This is a genomic window from Pseudoclavibacter sp. AY1F1 (assembly GCF_002931075.1).
Taxonomy (GTDB): Bacteria; Actinomycetota; Actinomycetes; order Actinomycetales; family Microbacteriaceae; genus Pseudoclavibacter.
Window position 1 is genome coordinate 77,807 of record NZ_PSTQ01000003.1, and the last position, 20,171, is coordinate 97,977.

Here is a 20,171-nt window from a genome sequence, read left to right on the forward strand (position 1 = left end):
GGTTGCGCGGCCGGTGTTGGTGCCAGGCGGCAGGGGTTCTCCAGTCGGCTGTTCAGAGCCCGATACTGTGAAGGCCGATGATGTGGGCATACGACGGGTGAAAAAGCCGAACTGATCAAGTTTCACGTGGAACATGTGAGGCCGGCGGAGGTCCCTATCCGAGATTTGTCGGTCCGAAGTCCGAACCCGTCGACGCCAGCACTTCTCGCTAGAGTTCGACGACCTTGCAACTGTCGCCGCGTAGTTAGTGCGCAGGCGGCTCATTACGTTTCACGTGGAACGGCTTTGCCGAGACAACACACCCGCCCACGTGCGGCGACAGCTGTCTGCGTGCGCTCTGGCTCGACGTGAGCTCGGTCAAGAGTGTCAAGCCAACCCACCTGTGCTTCTGCGTAGCAGTGAGCGGTCCGAGGTTAGTTAGTGCAGTGCTCTTGCTCTTGCTCTTGCTCTTGCTGTTGCTCTTGCTCTTGCTCCTGTTCTGGTTCTGGCCCTTGTTCTTGTTCTTGTTCGGTCCAGTTCTTGGTCCTGCGCGCTTTGTGCATGCCATCCATCTACCGCGGGACACCATGAGCACCCTTGCCTGTGTGTTGAGCGATGAGAGTCGCGCTGGCCCTGGAAGTGGACGTGCGATGCTCAGGGAAACGAGAGTCCGAAGTGGACTTACCTTCCAAGAAACGCGACACGGAGCGCAGCGCCACCAGTCTCTCCCGCTGTCGCTCTTGTTGCTGCCGCCATTGTCAGTGCTACTGGCGCGTGCACTGCCACTGACGGCGTCGATGTGAGTATCGGTGCCGCTTGCGTTGGTGACAACCACAAGTGCTGGTTCCGAGCACCGACGGGTCCGTCACGTCCCGTCCCGTCCCCTCGTCATATGGCTAGTGACTTCATAGGACGGGGGTCAATCGCTCTCACGCCACTAACCACGGAACGAGGTCGCGAGCCCAGGGGCACATTGGCGAAATCTGACGCCGATCTACGATCCGCAGGCAACACAACTCGCGCCCACATCGTGAGTAGGCCCGACCCAGACCATCTGAGTTTCAGGAACTAGGTATCGGAAATGTTCGTTCGAGATGTCGGACGCTAGCTGTTGTTTCACGTGGAACGAGGAGGGAGGCCATCAGGACAGCCAGAATGCACCGGCGCGGGTCTATCGCAATTGGATGCCGGTCGATCCCGGTGACCAGCCCGGTAGATCTGGTGCGGGGGGGCCCTCGCTGGCTTTTCTTAGACGGGTGTTGAGCCGCGCGCTACTCGCGGTCGTGGAGGGACAATGCAAGAGCAGTCTGAGCTTCCCTGTCGGACTGCAAGGCCACCTCCTGCACGGTGTCGATGTACCGTCCAGCTACCTACCCAGCCCCCTGCCGAGCACGATACTGCAGCCCCAAGTGAGCACGCGCGAGCTCCGTAGACCGACTATCAGAATGCCCCAGACAAGGCCTTCGAGGTCGTTCGGCAGCGGGGCATACAGCGCCCGAGTGCTGGAGGTCAGACGCCCAACGGAGAGGAGTTTCCGTGCCGAACCCAGCTGCCTTGCTCGGTGCAGTCCAGTGCTCGCTTGTGTCGGACTTCTCGTGACCGATCGGTGTGGCTCTGGGTTCGCAGTGCTGTACTCAGCGTCGCGTCTCTCAGGATTCTGCTCGGGTGCCCGTCTTCTGGTGTGCTGGAAGTACTACATACTCTGTGGCTTGTGGCTTGTGGCTCGTGCCTATCGGCCTCGTGCCGGGTTCTTCCGGCCCTCTCGTGCCCAGCGGCCGCGCAGTACCCAGTGCCCGGGGCCACTCGTGTTCAGCAGCTCCCCATGCCCCGTGCCCCGTGCCCCGTGCTCAGTGCTTAGTGCCCTGCGTGCCCTGCCCTGCATCTGGCCTATGCCTGATGCCTTCCGCCTGGTGGCCGTGGCTTCATGCAGCCGGTCTCATGCCAGAGACGCCAGCAACTGCTCGTCGATCGCATCGTGGTTGTGCTGTCGAGTGTCGAGCAGAGGTGAATGTGCCCTTTCCCATCGGATCGCCTCGGCTTCACTGGGGGTGCTTTTCGGTGGATGAGCCCAAGTTCCCAACAGCCGACGGTCGGCTTAGCCGGCTCTTCGGAGACTCCGTGATCAAGTGAAAGGTAGGGCCTCTTCAGCGTTCCACGTGGAACGCACCGCTGGACCGCTTGGTGATGCGTTCCACGTGAAACGCGCCGCTGGATCGCTGGGCCCCAGAAGACCGAACGTTTTGGGTCGGGCCTTCAACAGCGGATTGGTGTGGCCGGCAACACAATAGTTTGTGCGTTGTTTCGTGGAGTCGAGGTTTCACTGTCTGTCTTCGACATGTTGTCCTTTGTCCTTTGGTCTCGTGTCTGGTGTTCAGCAGTCGGTACTCCCTCCGCGCTGCTTGCCTGCGCTCTGCGCTCGCGCTCTGCGCTCTGCGCTCTGCGCTCTGTGGCGGCCTGTGCTGTGTGGCCGCCTGTGCAGTGCGCTCCTTGCTGATGCTCAGACAGACGGTCTCAGTCGGGGCGCAATGGAGGGCAAAGAGTCGTCCTAACGACGATGATCTGTGTTTCACGGGTATGTATCTCGAGGGTGGGCAGGACGTCCACCTTCCTCCGTTCGTGGAAATCCTCGGTTCGCCTGGGCGCGATGATCGCGAGATTGAGCCGCTTCCGAGGGCGATGTGGGTCTCTCTCGGAGCGGTATTGGGCGCGAATTGAGCTCGAGTGCCAGTGCGGCTGGAGTGAGTCCGCGCACGGACTGGGTGTGGTGGTTCTTACGCTTGCCAGCCGCTCTACAGCAGCGACAAGGAATGAATCCAAGTTGGGCAGTTTGCGTGAGCCGATCGGGTGTTTCACGTGAAACACTCCCGGCCGCTCTGTCTTGGATCCCATGCCTTGCCGTGTTCTTTTGAGTTTCAACCTAAGAAGTGTTTTGCATGAAACGAATACATAGTGCCCGATTGAGCGCAAACGCATGGAGGCGAGAAGTGTTCCACGTGAAACGAAACAGAGCTCGCAATGTGTCGCGGAGCCAATTGGCTTCTCTCTCCCGAGTTGTGAGTGAACACATCCCCTCCTGCCGTCTGGACGAGCGGGACACGCTTCACTGAATAGCTATCTACGCTTTGGCATGCGGCGAGGGTGGTCTAGTTCTCGGTTTTTCGGCAGGCTCTCGCTGCTCGCTGCCGGGGTGAGATAGTTCCTGCTGAGGTGTGCGCAATTTCGTTGGTCTTGACGATTGGCTGTCGCCAGGCGCACCACAAGTCTTCGCGCTCAGTTGCACGTTCGAGACTCGCCGCCCTAGGCAAGGATGTGTGAGGGAAGGAGGGCGCTTGGGACTGGACGAAGTGACACCTACAGGCTCTGGCTGATGGCTGAGAGTGAGGGACAAGCTAGGCCGTGCCGCGGTAGATGTCAGAAGTGTTTGCAAGAAGCGATGTTTCACGTGGAACTCAACCGCAGGAACTGGGCCTCGAAGTCGGGCGCCTGGACCTCAGATCAAGAGTGTAGCGATCCGACTCAACGAAGTGGTCCCGGCGGACACGTGGCGGGCCGCGCTCGCGCTCAATGAGTTGCATGTCGCGACGAACATTGCGAAGGGAATTCTCGGACGCGCGGAGGGTGTCGAGATGCTGAGCGTGTGAATCACCGAAATCGACCTCCTTCACAATAGGGAGCATTTGGTGACGCGTCTCGTGGATTCGGAGGGCGGCAGCCTATTGGGTCAGGTTGCAGCCGCATAGTCTTGCCCGCGCTGGGAGAGAGAGCTCTGGAGAACCGCGAGCTCAGTACTGTGAGCTGTGAGCTGTGAGCTCCTCACTACGAGCTCGATACTAGGTGCTTCTCGTCGTTGAGCAGTCCGTGCTCCGCTTCGCAGTAGAAGCTTGGGGACTCCCACCACGACGGCTACGACTCCAAGTTTGGGGTGCGTTCACGCATGTCTGTCGCGAATGCGCGCCTATCAGAACCTGAATCGGGAAGCTTCGTCGTCTGCTTCGTTTCACCCTGGAGTCGGGCCACGACCGACTGATTCCCCTTATGATCTTCACCATGAACGCCGGCCGGCGCGGGTGAGATCCCTGTCTTCCAGCGGCGATCCTGGTGAGCGCGGCCATGAGCGCATACGAGCACATCCCGAGTTGAGTGCGTGACTGCTCGGCTGATTGCTAAGCGCGGTCAACACGCGGCACGGACGAATGCCGAGTCGGAGAGGCAGACTCGGTCGGTCCGGCCGACACTGGTCCCGTATCCGGGATGTGCACAATCTGCGGCTGTTCCACGTGAAACACGTTTGTTTGGCGCGCGTTGGTTTTGCTGAAGATGCAGTTGCTACACAGGTTTCCAGGTTTGCTTCGTTCGGCTTTAGAAAACGTCGGCGATGGACGAGATCACAGAGACTGTGCGATGCAGCGCACGGCTGGCAACCGAGTTCGGTCAATTGGTCCCCGGCAAGGTCTGTTCTGCTACCCGATCAAAGACTGATCGCTCCGCCGCCCCCGTCATCACTGCTTGATTTGTCTTCACTGCTTGTTATCCCACTCCGCATCTCGCTGCGGACTCTGTGCTCGCAATGACCAGTCTCTGGAACTCATTGGGATGGTGGTTGTGGCCGGGAAGCCCGAGAACCCCAACCCCAACCCCAACCCCAACACACACCACTACCTGCTCCACTCGGTAGCCGAGCTGCTTAGTGTGGCTGTGTCGTATTCGGGCTCATACAGCGTGCTGGGTGTTCGATGTCTTGGGGATCATTCGACTGTCAAGGGTGGGACGCCTCCTAAGCTCGCCTCGGGCCCGATACGGCACGCTACCTGCACTCACAGACGGCCGACGTCCCCTACTGATCTATCAACCATGGACAAGGCTGCTCAGTGGAACAGCTTGCAGCACGAGCTGAACCGCGTCGGCGAGCTGAACTGCGTCGGCTTCACGTGAAACGGTCGCGTTTCACGTGGAACGGTCGGCGTCCGACCAAGAGTCATTCGCACCTCCTCGTTTGTGACGCGCGTCGAGAACCCAGCTTCAGGGTGTCGGACAAGCGTTCTCGTCTCACTGCCGCGTGCCGAACCCTGTAGTTGAAGTTGAAACCACCACGTCTGTTCCACGTGAAACAGGCCGGGTGGAACGTGCGCGATTCCACAACTCTGAGCGTCACCGCGTTTCCCGCGAGGATGTGGGGCACAATTGAGACGTCTACTTGAGGGAGAGCATTCTTGAAAGCTTCATCTGCCGGCGATGCCGCGACGCCACCCGCGTCAGGGCTCGACGATTCACCGCTCGCGACAGCTCTGTCCGAGCTGAACCAGCGGAGGAAAAGCCTGGTCAAGAAGGAAGTTCCCCTCCCCGACCACACGCGCATCTTCACTGTCTCCAACCAAAAGGGTGGCGTTGGTAAGACCACTACAGCGGTCAACTTGGCAGCCGCACTCGCGACGCTCGGCGCACGCGTTCTGGTCATCGACCTGGACCCACAGGGCAACGCGTCGACGGCGCTTGGCATCGAGCACCGCGGTGAAACGGCCGGCACTTACGAGGCGCTGCTCGACGGCGAACCGCTGAGCGAGCTGATGCAGCAATGCCCCGACATCGACACGTTGTGGTGCGTCCCGGCGACGCTGGACCTCGCCGGTGCCGAAATCGAACTCGTCAACCTCGATAAGCGCGACTACCGACTGCGTCAGGCCATCGCTGCCCTCCTCGACGAGACAACAGGTACTGAAGAAGAGTTTCACTACATCTTCATTGACTGTCCTCCCTCCCTCGGGCTGCTGACAATCAACGCCTTCGTGGCTGCCCGCGAGGTGCTCATCCCCATCCAGTGCGAGTACTACGCGCTCGAGGGTCTCGGCCAGTTGATCGCCAACCTCAACCTCCTGTCGCAGGACCTCAACCCACAGCTTCGACTCACAACGATCCTGCTAACCATGTACGACGGACGAACCAACCTGTCACAGGAAGTCGCCGCAGACGTGCGCGAACACTTCCCCCAAGAGACGCTCAAGGTTGCGATCCCGCGCACCGTCCGCATCTCCGAGGCGCCAAGCTTCGGCAAGACCATCATTTCGCACGAACCAACCTCGACCGGCGCGATCGCGTATCTCGAAGCGGCCGTCGAAATCGCCCAGCGAGGAGCATAACAACCATGGCAACCAAAAAACGCACTGGACTAGGACGAGGCATCGGCTCCCTCATCCCCACCTCGGACAGAGGCGCATCACGCCCCTCAGACGTCTTCTTCGACAGTGAAACGCCTGCCTACCCCACGACTGCATCGACGCGTACCAATGCAGCCACGAAGGTTCCAGACGCCGCCAGCGACGCGGTCGAGGCGGCTCCCTCGACGACGACCGCCGCTGAATCAGCAGCCGAGGAACCAAAGCGAAAGACGCCCGCGACTCGGACCACGCGCGCCAAGACTCCAACGGCCACACCAGCCGCGGCCAAGTCAGGCACGGCAAAAACGACGGCAACTAAGCCCAGGGCAGGCGCAGCAGCTGCCGCGAAGACACGAGCAACAACGGCCGCCGCGACCGCCAACGACACGGCAAACGACACGGCAAACGACACGGCAAAAGACACGGCAAAAGACACGGCAACAGGGGCCAAGGAGGACACTGAATCGAAGAACATCGATTCAGTAAGCATGGTTGAGGACACGTCAGAACTGGCCGCGAGCACGGTAACTGATGTTGACGCTTCCGCAGCTACGCGCGGTGGAGACACCGCCCCCGACAGTAGTGACGACAACTCGGACGGACTCATCGAGATCCCCGGTGCCACCCTGCGAGCTCTCGACCCAAGCCGCATCGTCCCCAACGCGCACCAGCCCCGCACCGAGTTCGATGAGAGCGCGCTGCAGGAACTCATCATCTCCGTCCGAGAGTTCGGCGTTCTGCAGCCGATCGTCGTGCGCCCCATCCCAGACGACCACCCGCTGCGCGACGAAGCTGACTTCGAGCTCATTATGGGTGAGCGCCGCCTCCGTGCGACGAAAGCAGCGGGGCTGCCGAGCATCCCGGCCGTCATCCGGAACACCGAAGACGACGTCATGCTTCGTGACGCGCTCCTCGAGAACCTGCACCGCAGTCAGCTGAACCCCCTCGAAGAGGCATCCGCGTACCAGCAGCTGCTCAACGACTTCGGCATCACGCAGGAAGTGCTCGCCGAACGTATCGGCCGTTCGCGTCCGCAGATCAGCAACACGCTCCGCCTCCTGCGCCTGCCGCTTGAGGTGCAGCGTCGCGTGGCTGCCGGTGTGCTCTCCGCCGGCCACGCTCGCGCGATCCTCAGCGCAGGCGAGCCGGCAGCTATGCAGCAGCTTGCCGACAAGATCGTGAACGAGGACCTCAGCGTCCGTTCCGCGGAAGCGGCAGCCGCCAAGTCGAGCAGTGCCAAAGCGGACACTCAGGCACCCATCCACAAGGAGCCACGCAGCGGCCTCACCGGCTACCTCGACGAGATCGGCGAGCAGCTCGGCGACCGCCTCAACACACGCGTCAAGGTGACCCTGCGGCGCACCAAGGGCCAGATCGTCGTCGACTTCGCGTCGATCGCCGACCTCAACCGCATCCTCGAGGAACTCGGCGAGTCAGCACCCGGCAAATAGCTGCTGGGTGGCACCCAGGACAACAAAAGCGGGTGGATGCGCCGAGAGGCACATCCACCCGCTTCAGTCGTGTTCAGGTCCTGCGGGTCGAACGGCCGTTGCTACTCGAGCGGACCGCGCGCGGCTGCGGCCGCAGCGAGCTGGGCGTAGATGGCGCTCAGCTCCGAGTCGTCAGCCTCGATGCCGAGGGGAACGATAGAAGTCTCCGTGAGACCCGGGATGGGGTCAGCTTCGAGGAACCACACCACTCCGGCCTCGTCGACGATGAAGTCGACACGGGCCACGTCGGAGAGACCGATGGACGCCACGGCGTGAAGTGCCGCCTCGCTGACGCGCGCAGCTTCGTCCTCGGAGAGCCTCGCCGGCGCGTAGTACGTCGTCTCACCGGCGTTGTAGCGCGCCTCGTAGTCGTAGACGCCGTTGTTCGGCACGACCTCGACTGCGGGGAGCGCAAGAGGTTCTCCGTCGAGGTCGAGCACGCCAACCATCACTTCACGCCCCTCGATGCGCTTCTCGATGATGACGGTGTCGTCATAGGTGAATGCGGTGACCAGCGCCTGCGGGAGTTCCTCGAAGCTCGCCACCGACGTCACGCCTTGGGCGGAGCCGCCCTCAACGGGCTTCACGACCGCAGGCAGCTCGATGCCGCGCGCGATGAGCCGCATCACGGCCTCGGCTCCCAGTTCGCGGAAGGTGCTGTTCTCAAGCACTATCGACGGGGGTGTCGACAAGCCGGAGCGCTTCGCGAGCGCCTTCGCGGTCGCCTTGTTCCACGCGAGCCGCGCCGAAGTCGGACGGGAGCCGACATACGGGAAACGTCCGGCGCGCAGCAGCGAGTACAGGGCACCGTTCTCGCCACTCGAGCCGTGCAGCAGCGGCCACACAACATCAGGCTTGGTCTCCTCGAGGAAACCGAGCAGCGACGCGTCAGGCTCGCGAATGGTGACCTCCGCACCCGCGCGGCCGAGCGCATCCGCGACCCGTCTGCCGGAGCGCAGGGAAACGTCCCGCTCGTGCGAGATGCCGCCGGAAAGGATGACGACGTGCAGGCCCTCGATGCTCAATGGAGTTCCCTTCGTAGGAGAGTCAGGTGCCGCGGTCAGGAGATGTTCGGCGGGGGTGTGGTGACGCGGTCTTCGTCCCGCCCGCGGCGCGTGGACGTGCCGAACGTCTCGACGAGATCGAGTTCGCCGTTGATGACGTTCGCGAGGCGCCGCACGCCGAGCTTGATGCGCTCGGGGGTGGGGTAGCAGAACGAGAGGCGCATCTCGTGGCGACCACGCCCATCGGCGAAGAACGCGGTGCCCGGCGTGTAGGCAACAAGCTCCTTCACGGCGCGGGGCAGCATCTGCTTCGAGTCGAGCTGCTCGGTGAGGCGCACCCAGACGAAGAAGCCACCGTCCGGTTTTGTCCAGCTGAGCTGCGGCAGGTACTCATTGAGCGCCTGATCCATGGCATCTCGACGCTCGCGGTACACAGCCCGGTACCCCTCGATCTGCTGCTGCCAGTCGCTCTGCCGCAGGTACTCGGTCACCACCCACTGGTTGAACGTCGACGGCGACAGGATAGAAGCCTCGACCGCGAGGATCAGCTTCTCGCGGATGGCGTGCGGGGCGAGCGCCCAACCCACGCGCAGGCCGGGCGACAGGATCTTCGAGAACGAGCCAAGGTAGATGACGTTCTCGGCGTCCATCGAGCGCAGCGCGGGGAGACCCGGCTTGTCGAAGTACAGGAGCCCGTACGGGTTGTCCTCGAGGATCAGGATGTGCTCGCGCCGACAGATCTCGAGCACGCGGACGCGCCGCTCGAGGCTCATGGTCACGCCGGCCGGGTTGTTGTAGTTCGCGACGGTGTACAGGAACTTGATGGTCCTGCCCTCGACGCGCAGACGCGCGATGGTCTCCTCGAGCGCCTCCGGGATGAGGCCGTTCTCGTCGATCGAGACGTGGGCGACGTCAGCCTGGTAGGACTTGAACGTTCCGAGCGCGCCGACATAACTGGGGGCTTCGGCCAGGACGACGTCGCCGGGGTTGAGGAAGAGCTTCGAGACGAGATCGAGCGCGTGCTGCGACCCGGTAGTCGTGACCACGTCGTCGGCCGAGGCATCGTTGATGCCTTCGAGGCTCATGACCTGCAGGATCTGCTCGCGCACCTCGGGGATGCCCTGGCCTCCGCCGTACTGCAGCGCCTCGGATCCGTGCTCGCGCATCATCGTCGTGAAGGCAGAGTGGATGAGCTCTTCCGGGAGTGCCTGCACAAACGGCATTCCGCCGGCGAGGGAGACGACCTCGGGGCGGGAGGCGACGGCGAAGAGGGCTCGGACCTCGCTGGCGGCCAGACCGGCGGTGCGGTCGGCGTAGCTGGTGTACCACGGGTCAAGGTTTCGGCCTGTCTGCGGGCCGACGTCGCCTGGATGCGTCACGGGGTTCCTTCGCGAGAGTCGAAATCCCAGGATACGCCCGCGCGAACAGTTCGCTCGCGAACCGCATGCAGGAAGTGGACTGCCCGACCCTGTGGCGTGCGGGGTCAGTCGCGCGCGATTACGGCCCGAACGGCCTCGGTGATCGAGAGGAACGCGTCCGGGGCGACCTCGATATCGAGGCCTCGACGCCCGCCGGACACGAAGATCGTGGGATGCGCGAAGGCCGACTCGTCGAGGTAGGTGGGCAAGCGCATCCGCTGCCCGAACGGACTGATGCCGCCCCGCACGTAGCCGGTTCGCTTCTCAGCGAGCGCGGTGTCGGCAAGGGCCGCGCGCTTGCAGCCCGCCGCCTGGGCGAGGGAGCGCAGGTCGAGCGACCCGCTGACGGGCACAACTGCGACGGCCAACTGCTTCTCGTCGAGCTGCACCACGAGCGTCTTGAAGACGCGAGCCTCGTCGATGCCGAGCTTCTCGGCCGCCTCGGCCCCGAACGCAGAGACGCCGGGGTCGTGCACGTAGCTGTGAACCACGTGCACGACCCCGGCCGCGTCGAGCGCCTTCGTCGCGGGGGTGATCGGCGCTCTCGCCATGACTGCTGAACCTGACTCTGAGCCTCAGCCCAGCGGCTTAGCCCAGGTAGTCGGCGAACTGCTTCTCGAGGGCAGCACGCGGGTAGGCGCCGACGACCTCCTTGACGACCTCGCCGTTCGAGAACAGCTTGAGGGCGGGGATGCTCGTGATGCGGAACTTCATGGCCAGGTCTGGCTCGTCATCGACGTTGACCTTGACGATGGAGAGGTTCTCGTGCGCTTCGCTCATCTGGTCGAGCACAGGCGCGACCTGACGGCACGGGCCGCACCAGGGCGCCCAGAAGTCGACGATGACGGGACCCTGGGCGTCTGCCACGATCTGGTCGAAGTTCGCCGTGGTGGCGACGATCGGTTCTGACATTTGTACCTCCGTGGGAGTTGTCGTGCTTCGTGGTGAATGGTGTTCGGTGCCGAGTGCCTGCCCGGATTGAGCGGATGACCCACTTCGGCTGGCGAAACGCCCCGACGGTCAGACGATGACGGTTTCGCTCTCCGTCACCGCAGCAGCAGCCTGGTCTTCGGACTCCTGAGCGATCGGCTCCGGCAGCGCCGCGAGGAACGCCTCGGCGTCAAGCGCCGCTACGGTGCCGGACCCTGCGGCCGTGATGGCCTGCCGGTAGTGGGGGTCGATGACGTCGCCGGCCGCGAAGACACCAGGGATGCTCGTGCGTGACGAACGGCCGTCCACCCAGATGGTGCCCTCCTCGGTGATGTCGAGGACATCCTTGAAGAGGTCGATGCGCGGGTCGTTGCCGATCGCGACGAACACGCCCGTGACGGGCAGTTCGGTGCGCTCGTCGGTGTCCGTGTTGAGGACGCTTGCCGACTCGACGCTCGTCTCACCCGTGATGTCGTCGATGCGCGAGTTGAGCATCCAGTCGATCTTCGGGTTCTGCTCGGCGCGCTCCCGCATGATGACGGATGCGCGCAGATTCTCTGAGCGGTGGATGATCGTGACCTTGCTCGCGAAACGCGTCAGGAAGGTCGCCTCTTCCATGGCCGAGTCGCCGCCGCCGACAACCGCGATGTGCTGGTCCTTGAAGAACGCGCCGTCGCAGGTCGCACACCAGGAGACTCCACGGCCCGAGAGGCGAGCTTCCGCGTCAAGGCCGAGCTTCCGGTACGCGGAACCCGTCGAGATGATGATGGTGCGCGCCTCGAAGTCACCGCTGTACGACGTGGAGACCTTCTTGACGTCGCCGTCGAGGTCGACAGAAACGACGTCGTCGTAGACGAGCTCCGCGCCGAAACGCTCGGCCTGCGCCTGCATGCGCTCCATGAGGTCTGGACCGAGGATGCCCTCGGGGAAACCGGGGAAGTTCTCGACGTCGGTCGTGTTCATGAGCTCGCCGCCGACTTCGACGCTCGAGGTGATGACAACCGGCTTCAAGCCAGCACGTGCCGCATAGATGGCAGCGGTGTAGCCGGCGGGGCCTGAGCCGATGATGATGACGTTCCGCATGAGTCCTCCGCACTTCTCCGAGTCGCGGGAATCGCGGCTCGACATACAGGCAAACGCGTTGAGACTAGCGACTATTCCTTCGGACGAGGTGTTGAACCGCGCCCGTTGAGCTCATCCGTCTCGCCGCGGGCTTCTCGGGCGAGGCGAGCCTCCTCTTCACGGCGGGCGGCCAGCTCGATCACAGCCCGGCGTTCCTCTTCGCGACGCTCCCGACGCGTGCGCGGGGGCTCCTGCCGTCCGACCTTCGGAATCTCGGTCGTGCGAGTGTGCATGGGCAGGATGATGCCGGCCGTCGAGAGGTCCTCGGTCGCGCCCCCGAATGCCCACGACGCAGCATTGACGCGCTCTTCGCGCTTCTCTTGTTCCTCGGCCTGCCTGCGGTCTTCGCTGACCTCAGCATCGGCATCTTCTGACGCGAGATTCCAAGGAGTGGGTGCGGAGTCGTTGCCGGAGACGGCGGCGCTGTCGGGGAAGTTCGCCAGCATGTCCTCGTCGAGCGCTTCCTCTTCCCTGCGCGCCGCATCCGATGGGCCACCGCTCTTGATGCCGAAGCGCGCCAGCACCGGGCCGGCGAAGCCGCGGAACTCAGTCGACTTGAGGAGCCAGAGCAGCGGGAAGTAGAAGAGCGCCATGACGCCGGCGCCGATCGCGCAGGAGATGAGAGCCTGGAAGATGCCGGAGCGCGGGAAACCGTCTTCCTGGAATGTGCCGAGCAGGAACATGACCAGCAGGGCGGGAACGGCGGCGGCGACGGCGGCGATCGTGAAGCGCAGGTATGAGCGGGCGATGTTCGCGAAGTCGAGTTGCCCCATCCGCTTCCGGAGGATGAAGAGCAGGATCGCGAGCCGCAGCGTCGACATGATCGACTGCATGAGGGCGAGCCCCACGACGATCAGCTCGAACGGGCCGATCGCGGCGAGTGCCATGCCGAAGATGTGCAGCGGCACGGTGAAGAGAAAGACGAAGAACATGGTCCTGGTGTCCTCGAGCGCGTAGAACGCGCGCTGCACGAGGAACAGACCACTGAAGGGGATGAGGCCGATGAGGAAGGCGACAAGCGTCATCGCGATGGAGTTGATGCCGGCATCCGTCGACGCGAAGATGCGCGCGAAAGGGACGGAGACGAGCGCCAGGCCGAATCCAGAGAAGACGAGGAACATGCCGATGAGGCGTGATCCCTCGGAGAGATCGCGGATGAAGTCCTTGGGTCTGCCGTCACTCACTGCCGCGCTCATGCGTGTGAAGAAGGCAGTAGCGATGGACACTGCGATGACAGCGTGCGGTAAGGCGAAGATGAGGAAGGCGTTCTGCATGGCAGCGATCGATGCCGCCCGACCGAAGGCGACGTTCGCGACGATCGTCTCGACGAGGCCCGCGAGCTGCATGATGAGCAGCATCCCGAGAGTCCAGCCTGCCAGTCTTCCCACCTGGCCGAGGCCGGTGCCTCGGAACTGGAAGTCGAGGCCGAAGCGGAGCCCGGCGCGCCGCCAGAAGAACAGCAGCACGATCGTCTGCATCGCGACGCCGATTGTCGCCGTGCCACCGAGCATCGCGATCATCGTGGGGTCCCACGAGTCGATGTTGCGTCCATCGCCCGTCGGGTCGGCGCCGAAGACAGAGCTGAAGAGCAACAGCCCCGCGATACCGACCACGTTGTTGATGACGGGTGCCCACGCGAACGGGCCGAACAGCCCGCGTGCGTTGAGGATCTCTCCGAGCACGGCGTACATGCCGTAGAAGAAGATCTGCGGCATGCACCAGTAGGCGAATGCCACGAGCAGACCGAGTTGCTCCGAGCTGAGGCTCGCACCGTAGAGGGCGCCGATGATGGGCGCCCCGACCGTCGCGAGGATCGTCAACCCGCCGAGGAGCACCATGGCAAGCGTGACGAGACGGTTGACGTAGAGCTGCCCGCCGTCCTCGTGCCTGGCCGCCTTGACGACCTGAGGGACGATGACGGCGTTGAGGAGGCCCACCGAGATGATCGAGTAGATGTTGCTCGGTAGCTGGTTCGCGCCGGCGAACGCGTCGGCGGAGACGCCGATCACGCCGATGGTCTGAGCGATGACGATGGCCTTCACGAAGCCCAGCACGCGCGACACCATGGTGCCCGATGCCAGGAGCGCGCTCGCCCGCGCGATGCCCTGAGCCATGCTTACTCCTTGGTGCTCTCGGTCGCGTTGACGGTGTCGGTCACGTCACCGGATGTTCCGGCGACCGCCGCGCGTCGGCGACGGATCGTGCGCACGAGGCCGGCGACGAAGAGCACGGCGAGGCCGATGCTCGCGATGAGGATGGCGATGCCCTCCCACTCGGCGCGCACATCCAGTCGGATCTGCTTCGTCGAGGCGAGCGGCTCGCCCTCCGGCGTCATGATCTTGACGTTCACGTAGGTCGCGCCGTTCGCGATGGCGGTGATGGGAATGCCCACTCGGGCCATGGAGCCGGTCTCGATCGTGAGCGCAACGGCGTCACCTGTCTCCACGGCTCCGGTGGTGGGCTGGAGTTCGACCAGCACGGTCACCTTACGATTCGGCACGGCGTTCGACACGAACAGTGGGAGCTCAGTGTCGCGGCCGACGATGAGCGCCTCGCTCGTGTCACCGAGCTGCACGTACGACTCGGTGACGGTGACGTAGTCGCGGATGTTCTTGACCGCCGTCTGCGCTTCAACCGGATACTTCGCCCAGCCCGTCGAGAGGGACCCGATGCTCGCGGTGCGCACGGAATCGCTGTAGTCGGTGGGGTCGTCGAAGATCGTCGAGATCGTCTGCGCGCGCTCGATCGCCTGCATGGCGGATGTCATGCGGCTGAGCGCTTGCTCGCCCACGGTGCCGTCGATGAGTGTCGCTTCACGGCGGTCCTGGTCGTCGTCGCTCGGGAACGTGAGCGGTGTCGGTGTCGCCCAGCTGAGCCCGTCGATGAACTGGAGCGTCTGTGCGAGTCGTTCGCCGTCGAACTCGTCGCGCGTCACGGTGCCGACAAGGGTGCGGGGTTCATTCGGGAGCTCGCGTGTGACGACGGCGAGGAGCGTCGCCACGCGAGCGGCCGCTTCATTCCACTCCTCGTCCGTCGATGCGTGCACCGCGTTGTCGATGGCGTTGTCGAGGATCCGCTCCGCGATGACCGCGTTCCAACCGGAGACGACGGCCTGCGCGCTCTCGGTGAAGTTGGCCTCCGCGCTTGTGCTCGCGTTGGTGTCGTCGAGGATGATCGACGATCCGCCCCAGGTCTCGAAGCGGGCGAGGTCAGTGGACTGCACGGTGCCTGCCTGCGGCCAGACAACCCCGGTCATCGTGTAGTCGAAGCTCACCAGGCTCTCGGTCGTGGGCAGCGGCGGTGCCGACGGCTCTGGTGACTCGGTCGGCGTGGGTGCAGCCGTCGTTTCCTCGGTCGTCGCTGGCGATTCACCATCAACGGCTTCCTCGGCTGGTGGCTGCATCGCTGAGCCGGTGCTCTGCGTCGGCGTGGGGGTGGCTGTCGTGGTCGCCGAGGGCTCTGCGAAGTTGGCCTGATCGATGGCGAAGTCGAAGTTCGGGATCTGCAGGGGTTCTGCGGCACCCCACTGCGACTGCAGGGTGAGGCTCGCGTCTGCGAACGGCAGCTCGAACGTCGGATTCTCGAGCGCTTCGAGCCTCGTGAGCCAGTCGGTCGCGGAGCGGGGTGCAGCCGAGCCGAGCACGCGAATCGACACGAGGATGCGCGGGTCGATTGCCACGGTTGTGCTCGGGCTGGCTTCTACTGCAGCGAGCACCTGCGTGAGGCGCCCCTCCGGAGCGGTCTCCTCGGTCAGGTGCTGGCTGCTGAGGAGCGCCTCGTCCGCGTTCGCGACGAGTCCGGACGTGATCGGGACCACGGTTGAGACGAGCGTCGGCTGAGCCGCGACTGGCCCGTTGAGCACGATCGTGGAGCGGGCCTGCGCGAGCTTCGTGTCGTCATCCGTGAATGTTGCCGCCATGGCACGCGGGCCGAAGTCATCGGTGGCCGCGAAGGGAAGCCCCTCAGCTGGCACGGAGACGCTGACCTGAGTGGTCTCCCCGGCAGCGACGGCCGCCGTCGCGAGGCTTGCGACGACGTCCAGTCGCTCGACCGCAGCCTCGTCGCTGGATGCGCTCCACGCGTCAAGGGCGAACCGCGTGTCGATGGTCGACGACCCAACAGCGAGCTCGAGCTGGGCGGGTTCGAGGTCAGCTTCGGTCTTGTTCACGACGACCAGTTCGACGACCAGGGCCCCGCCGGGCTGCACGAGCCCGCCATCGGCAGGTGCTGCGTAGACCGAGACCTGCCCGTCAGGGGCGTCGGCGATCGCTCGCGGCTCGGCCGCTGAGGCAACGATCGTGGCCGGGTTCGCTTGGCTCGTGGGTGCTGCTGACGCGCCACCGGCGACCCCGAGTGCCAGCAGCGACGCCAGGAGCGTCGCAGGGACAACCCGGCGTGCAGCGGCACGCAGGAACCGTGGCACAGCTGCGCGCGGTGCGTGGTCCATGACCTCCATAGTAAGTACGGACGGGGAGGTGGGGAGCTGTACGCGCCCGGGGCGGCTCGGCGAGCATCCGCCTCGCCTCGTAGAATGAGCGGATGCAAAACGTGCAGTCCGCCATGGAACGCCTTCGCGGACTCGCGACCGCCTCGCCTGTCGCAGAGCTCGCCTCCGCCTTCGAATCGGCCGGCTTCGAGCTTGCGCTCGTCGGCGGTCCCGTCCGTGACGCCTTCCTCGGCAGGGACGTCACCGACCTCGACTTCACGACGAACGCGCGACCGGACGAGATCCTCCGCATCGTCGCCCCCATCGCGGATGCGCACTGGGACATCGGCCGCGAGTTCGGAACAATCGGGGCGAGGTTCTCGGGTGAGACGGTCGAGATAACGACGTACCGCGCCGATAGCTACGACGGAACTTCTCGGAAGCCAGTCGTCGCGTTCGGGGACACGATCGATGGCGACCTGCACCGGCGCGACTTCACGGTCAACGCGCTCGCGCTGCAGCTGCCCGGGATGACACTCGTGGATCCCTCGGACGGCACGAAGGACCTCATCGACGCGACGCTCCGCACGCCAATCGAGGCAGCCGTCTCATTCGGCGACGACCCGCTGCGCATGCTCAGGGCAGTGCGCTTCACGTCGCAGCTGGGCTTCCAGCTCGACGTCGATTCGTTCGACGCCATCGTCGAGCTGAGGCGCCGCATCCTCGACATCTCCGCCGAGCGTGTGCGCGACGAGCTCGTGAAGCTGCTCAAGACCGACACTCCACGCGCAGGCCTTGAGCTGTTCGTCGAGACGGGCCTCGCAGAGCTCGTGCTCCCCGAGCTGCCCGCACTCCAGCTCGAGCGCGACGACGCGCACCGCCACAAGGACGTCTACGAGCACTCCATCACGGTGCTCGAACAGGCGATCAGCCTCGAGCGCGAGCGCAACCCCGGTGCCGACTCCGACCTCGTCCTGCGCCTCGCCGCGCTGCTGCACGACATCGGCAAGCCCAAGACGCGGCGCTTCGGAGACAACAAGAAGGTCACCTTCTACAACCACGACGTCGTCGGTGCGAAGCTCGCACGCAAACGCCTCACCGCGCTGCGCTTCGACAACGACACCATCAAGTCGGTCTCGCGACTCGTCGAGCTGCACATGCGCGTCTTCAACTACGAGGGCGCCGGCTGGACGGACTCCGCGGTGCGACGCTTCGCGCGCGACGCGGGACCGGAGCTGCAGCGGCTCCTCATCCTCATCCGCGCGGACATCACGACCCGCAACCAGCGGAAGTCTGACCGGCTCCTCTTCGCGATCGACGACCTCGAGCGGCGCATCCTGGAACTGCAGGAGAAGGAAGAGCTGGACTCCGTGCGCCCGAGCCTCGACGGGGAGCAGATCATGGCGATCCTCGAGATCGCGCCAGGGCCCCTCGTCGGGAAGGCGTACAAGCACATGCTCGAGGTTCGCCTCGATGAGGGACCGCTCGATCACGACGACGCGAAGCAGCGACTCCTCGAATGGTGGGAAACGAACCGACCCTAGGTCGAGCATCCTGCGCGCCCGTTGAACACGAATGGCCCCGTCCGAAGACGGGGCCATTCGCGTGTGCTGGGACTTGGCGTTACTCGCTCAGGTAGTCGGCGAGGCTGTAGCCCGAGCAGGAGACGTAGCTCGAGCTCGTCGCCTCCTCGACCACGTTGCCGTTGACCGTCAGCGTGCACGTGAGCTGCGACGTGTCCGAGTAGTCGCTCGTCGTCGCGTACACGGATGCGGACGAGCTGTCGTAGCCGTACTCAGCCTTGTACTTCATCGTCACCGACTCCGACCACGGCACTGCGCTTGCAAGCGCCTCGGTGTCGACCTGCTGGCGATCGGCGCCCGTGAGTGCGTTGTCGTAGCTGTACGTGATGTCGACCGGCGTGGTCGACGTGCTGGTCACAGTGAGCTCGACCTCGATCTCGCCTTCGGCCGGGAAGCCGTTGTCGAGCGTCGAGTACTCCTCATCGAGGAGCGTCTCGTAGTCGTCGACCTCAGGAAGCTGGCTCGCGACGGCTGCGACCGTCGTCGCCGTCGTGATGAACGGGCCCACGATGAGTCCGAGGCCACCGAGCACGAGCCCGATGATCGCGAGGAGCTTCTTCGCGTTGAAGCGCTTGACGACCAATCCGGCGATGCCGAGTCCGATGGCTGCAAGCGCGAGCACGATGCCGAAGTACCCGAAGAAGGGAATGAACGAGATCGCGATGCTCAGGACACCGGCGATGAGCGCGATGAGCCCGAGCGTGTTCATACCGCCCTGGCCCTGCGGTGCGTAGTTGCCGTACTGCTGCTGTCCACCGCCAGCACCACCGGCGACACCGTACGCGGCACCGTAGCCGGGCGCCGCGTTCGGGTCCTGAGGCGCCGAACCGTAGGCGTTCTGTCCAGGCGCGCCGTACGCGTTCGGGTCGGCGGGTGCCGAGCCATACGCGTTCTGCGTGGGTGCGCCGTACGCGTCAGGGGCAGGTGCGGAGCCGTACGAACCAGGTTCGTTGCTGTTGCCGTATCCGCCAGCTGCCGAGTAGTCGGGCGTGCTGCCGTACGCGGGTGCCGAGTAGTCGCTACCGGATGCGGAAGGTGCCGTGTACGACGTGTCTCCCGTGTAGGAGCCTGCGCTCGGTGCCGAGTACGAGGAGTCGCTCGACGAGCCGTAACCCGGAGTCGAGTAGCCGGAGTTCGACGAGGCGCTTGGCACGCTGGGCTCGGCGGAGCCAGAGTAAGAGGACTGGCCGCTCTGGTAGCCGGATGCGGAACCTGGAGCCTCGTACGAACCGCCCGGAGCCGTGTAGTTGCTCGGAGCCTGGTAGTTGTCGCCGTTCGAGCCGTAGCTGCTGCCGACGCCATAACCGCCCTGCTCGCCGCTGGCGGGCTGGTCGCCGAAGGACGCCTGAGGAGCCTGCGGTGCTGCAGGGTCGCCGTTCTGCGGTGCTGGGTTCTGTGGCACGGGGGCGTTCGGGTCGCGTTCGCCCGCGCCGCCTGTTGGATCGCTCATGATTCCCCTAGGTAGTGGTGCGGTTCAGCGGACCACGGGGGCCGCCGGTTGTGCTGGAACGAGCATATTCGTTCGCGCGAAGGGGAGTTCTTCCAATTGGCTGGCATTTGGGAGGCAGAAGCGACTATGCTGGCGAGGTTGTCTGTGCGATCAACTGCCCAGACACGCGCAATAACCCTCCTGCTGCAGATCGTCTGCAGCCGTTCTAGACCGAAGGAGGTGGGTTTATCGTGCATCAGTATGAGTTGATGGTGATCCTCGATCCAGAGATCGACGAGCGCACCGTAGCTCCAAGCCTCGATAAGTTCCTCAACGTCATTCGTAACGACGGTGGAACCATCGAGAAGACCGACATCTGGGGCCGTCGTCGCCTCGCCTACGAGATCAACAAGAAGAGCGAAGGCATCTACGCCGTCGTTGACTTCACGTCGACCTCGGCAACGGCGAACGAGCTCGACCGCCAGCTGAACCTGTCCGAAGCTGTCATGCGCACCAAGGTGCTCCGCGCAGAAGAGGCCATCGCTCGCGTTGCCTCCGAGGCGAAGCGCGACGAGGCTCGCAAGGCTGCCAAGGCCGCTGCTGCTGCAGCGAAGCCTGCGGCGACCACCGAGGCTTAG

General features: G+C 64.3%; 13 protein-coding genes. 4 read left to right on the top strand and 9 right to left on the bottom strand.

Annotation, left to right across the window (positions count from 1 at the left end; translation table 11 throughout):
• Positions 1 to 5,189 precede the first annotated feature (5,189 nt).
• Complete coding sequence (locus C5B85_RS06580; RefSeq protein ID WP_104285235.1) at positions 5,190 to 6,113, top strand: ParA family protein; 924 nt, start codon at positions 5,190 to 5,192, stop codon at positions 6,111 to 6,113.
• Positions 6,114 to 6,231: 118 nt separating this feature from the next.
• On the opposite strand, the gene C5B85_RS19140 is transcribed toward C5B85_RS06580, so the two are convergent.
• The gene (locus tag C5B85_RS19140) at positions 6,232 to 6,621 is read right to left on the bottom strand and encodes a hypothetical protein (protein WP_181064312.1); all 390 of its coding nucleotides are present in this window, start codon (positions 6,619 to 6,621) and stop codon (positions 6,232 to 6,234) included.
• Here C5B85_RS19140 and C5B85_RS06590 point away from each other — a divergent pair.
• Complete coding sequence (locus tag C5B85_RS06590; protein ID WP_104285534.1) at positions 6,620 to 7,582, top strand: ParB/RepB/Spo0J family partition protein; 963 nt, start codon at positions 6,620 to 6,622, stop codon at positions 7,580 to 7,582. The two genes, C5B85_RS19140 and C5B85_RS06590, sit on opposite strands and share 2 nt — an antisense overlap.
• Positions 7,583 to 7,683: 101 nt before the next feature.
• Here C5B85_RS06590 and C5B85_RS06595 read toward each other — a convergent pair whose 3' ends face one another.
• The 7 genes from C5B85_RS06595 to C5B85_RS06625 form a co-directional block, all read right to left on the bottom strand.
• A complete protein-coding gene (locus tag C5B85_RS06595; RefSeq protein WP_104285236.1) occupies positions 7,684 to 8,646 on the bottom strand; it encodes a D-alanine--D-alanine ligase in 963 nt (320 codons plus the stop codon).
• A gap of 35 nt (positions 8,647 to 8,681) precedes the next feature.
• On the bottom strand, positions 8,682 to 10,004 hold the full coding sequence (locus tag C5B85_RS06600; protein ID WP_104285237.1) for a PLP-dependent aminotransferase family protein: 1,323 nt from the start codon (positions 10,002 to 10,004) through the stop codon (positions 8,682 to 8,684).
• Between the two features lie 104 nt (positions 10,005 to 10,108).
• A complete protein-coding gene (ybaK, locus tag C5B85_RS06605; protein ID WP_104285238.1) occupies positions 10,109 to 10,594 on the bottom strand; it encodes a Cys-tRNA(Pro) deacylase in 486 nt (161 codons plus the stop codon).
• A 37-nt stretch (positions 10,595 to 10,631) separates the two neighbouring features.
• A complete protein-coding gene (gene trxA / locus C5B85_RS06610; protein ID WP_104285239.1) occupies positions 10,632 to 10,955 on the bottom strand; it encodes a thioredoxin in 324 nt (107 codons plus the stop codon).
• Between the two features lie 108 nt (positions 10,956 to 11,063).
• The gene (gene trxB, locus C5B85_RS06615) at positions 11,064 to 12,056 is read right to left on the bottom strand and encodes a thioredoxin-disulfide reductase (protein ID WP_104285535.1); all 993 of its coding nucleotides are present in this window, start codon (positions 12,054 to 12,056) and stop codon (positions 11,064 to 11,066) included.
• Positions 12,057 to 12,127: 71 nt separating this feature from the next.
• Positions 12,128 to 14,209, bottom strand: coding sequence for a murein biosynthesis integral membrane protein MurJ (gene murJ / locus C5B85_RS06620; RefSeq protein WP_219819358.1), 2,082 nt, complete (start codon positions 14,207 to 14,209; stop codon positions 12,128 to 12,130).
• A 2-nt stretch (positions 14,210 to 14,211) separates the two neighbouring features.
• Positions 14,212 to 16,542 (bottom strand): DUF6049 family protein, encoded by a 2,331-nt coding sequence (locus C5B85_RS06625; RefSeq protein ID WP_104285240.1) that lies wholly within the window; start codon positions 16,540 to 16,542, stop codon positions 14,212 to 14,214.
• Positions 16,543 to 16,634: 92 nt separating this feature from the next.
• Here C5B85_RS06625 and C5B85_RS06630 point away from each other — a divergent pair, with 92 nt between their 5' ends.
• Entirely contained in the window at positions 16,635 to 18,065 is a 1,431-nt protein-coding gene (locus C5B85_RS06630; RefSeq protein ID WP_104285241.1) for a CCA tRNA nucleotidyltransferase, read from the top strand.
• A gap of 79 nt (positions 18,066 to 18,144) precedes the next feature.
• On the opposite strand, the gene C5B85_RS06635 is transcribed toward C5B85_RS06630, so the two are convergent.
• Complete coding sequence (locus tag C5B85_RS06635; protein WP_104285242.1) at positions 18,145 to 19,554, bottom strand: hypothetical protein; 1,410 nt, start codon at positions 19,552 to 19,554, stop codon at positions 18,145 to 18,147.
• 227 nt (positions 19,555 to 19,781) lie between these two features.
• Here C5B85_RS06635 and rpsF point away from each other — a divergent pair, with 227 nt between their 5' ends.
• Positions 19,782 to 20,171, top strand: a complete 390-nt coding sequence (gene rpsF, locus C5B85_RS06640; protein ID WP_104285243.1) for a 30S ribosomal protein S6 — start codon at positions 19,782 to 19,784, stop codon at positions 20,169 to 20,171.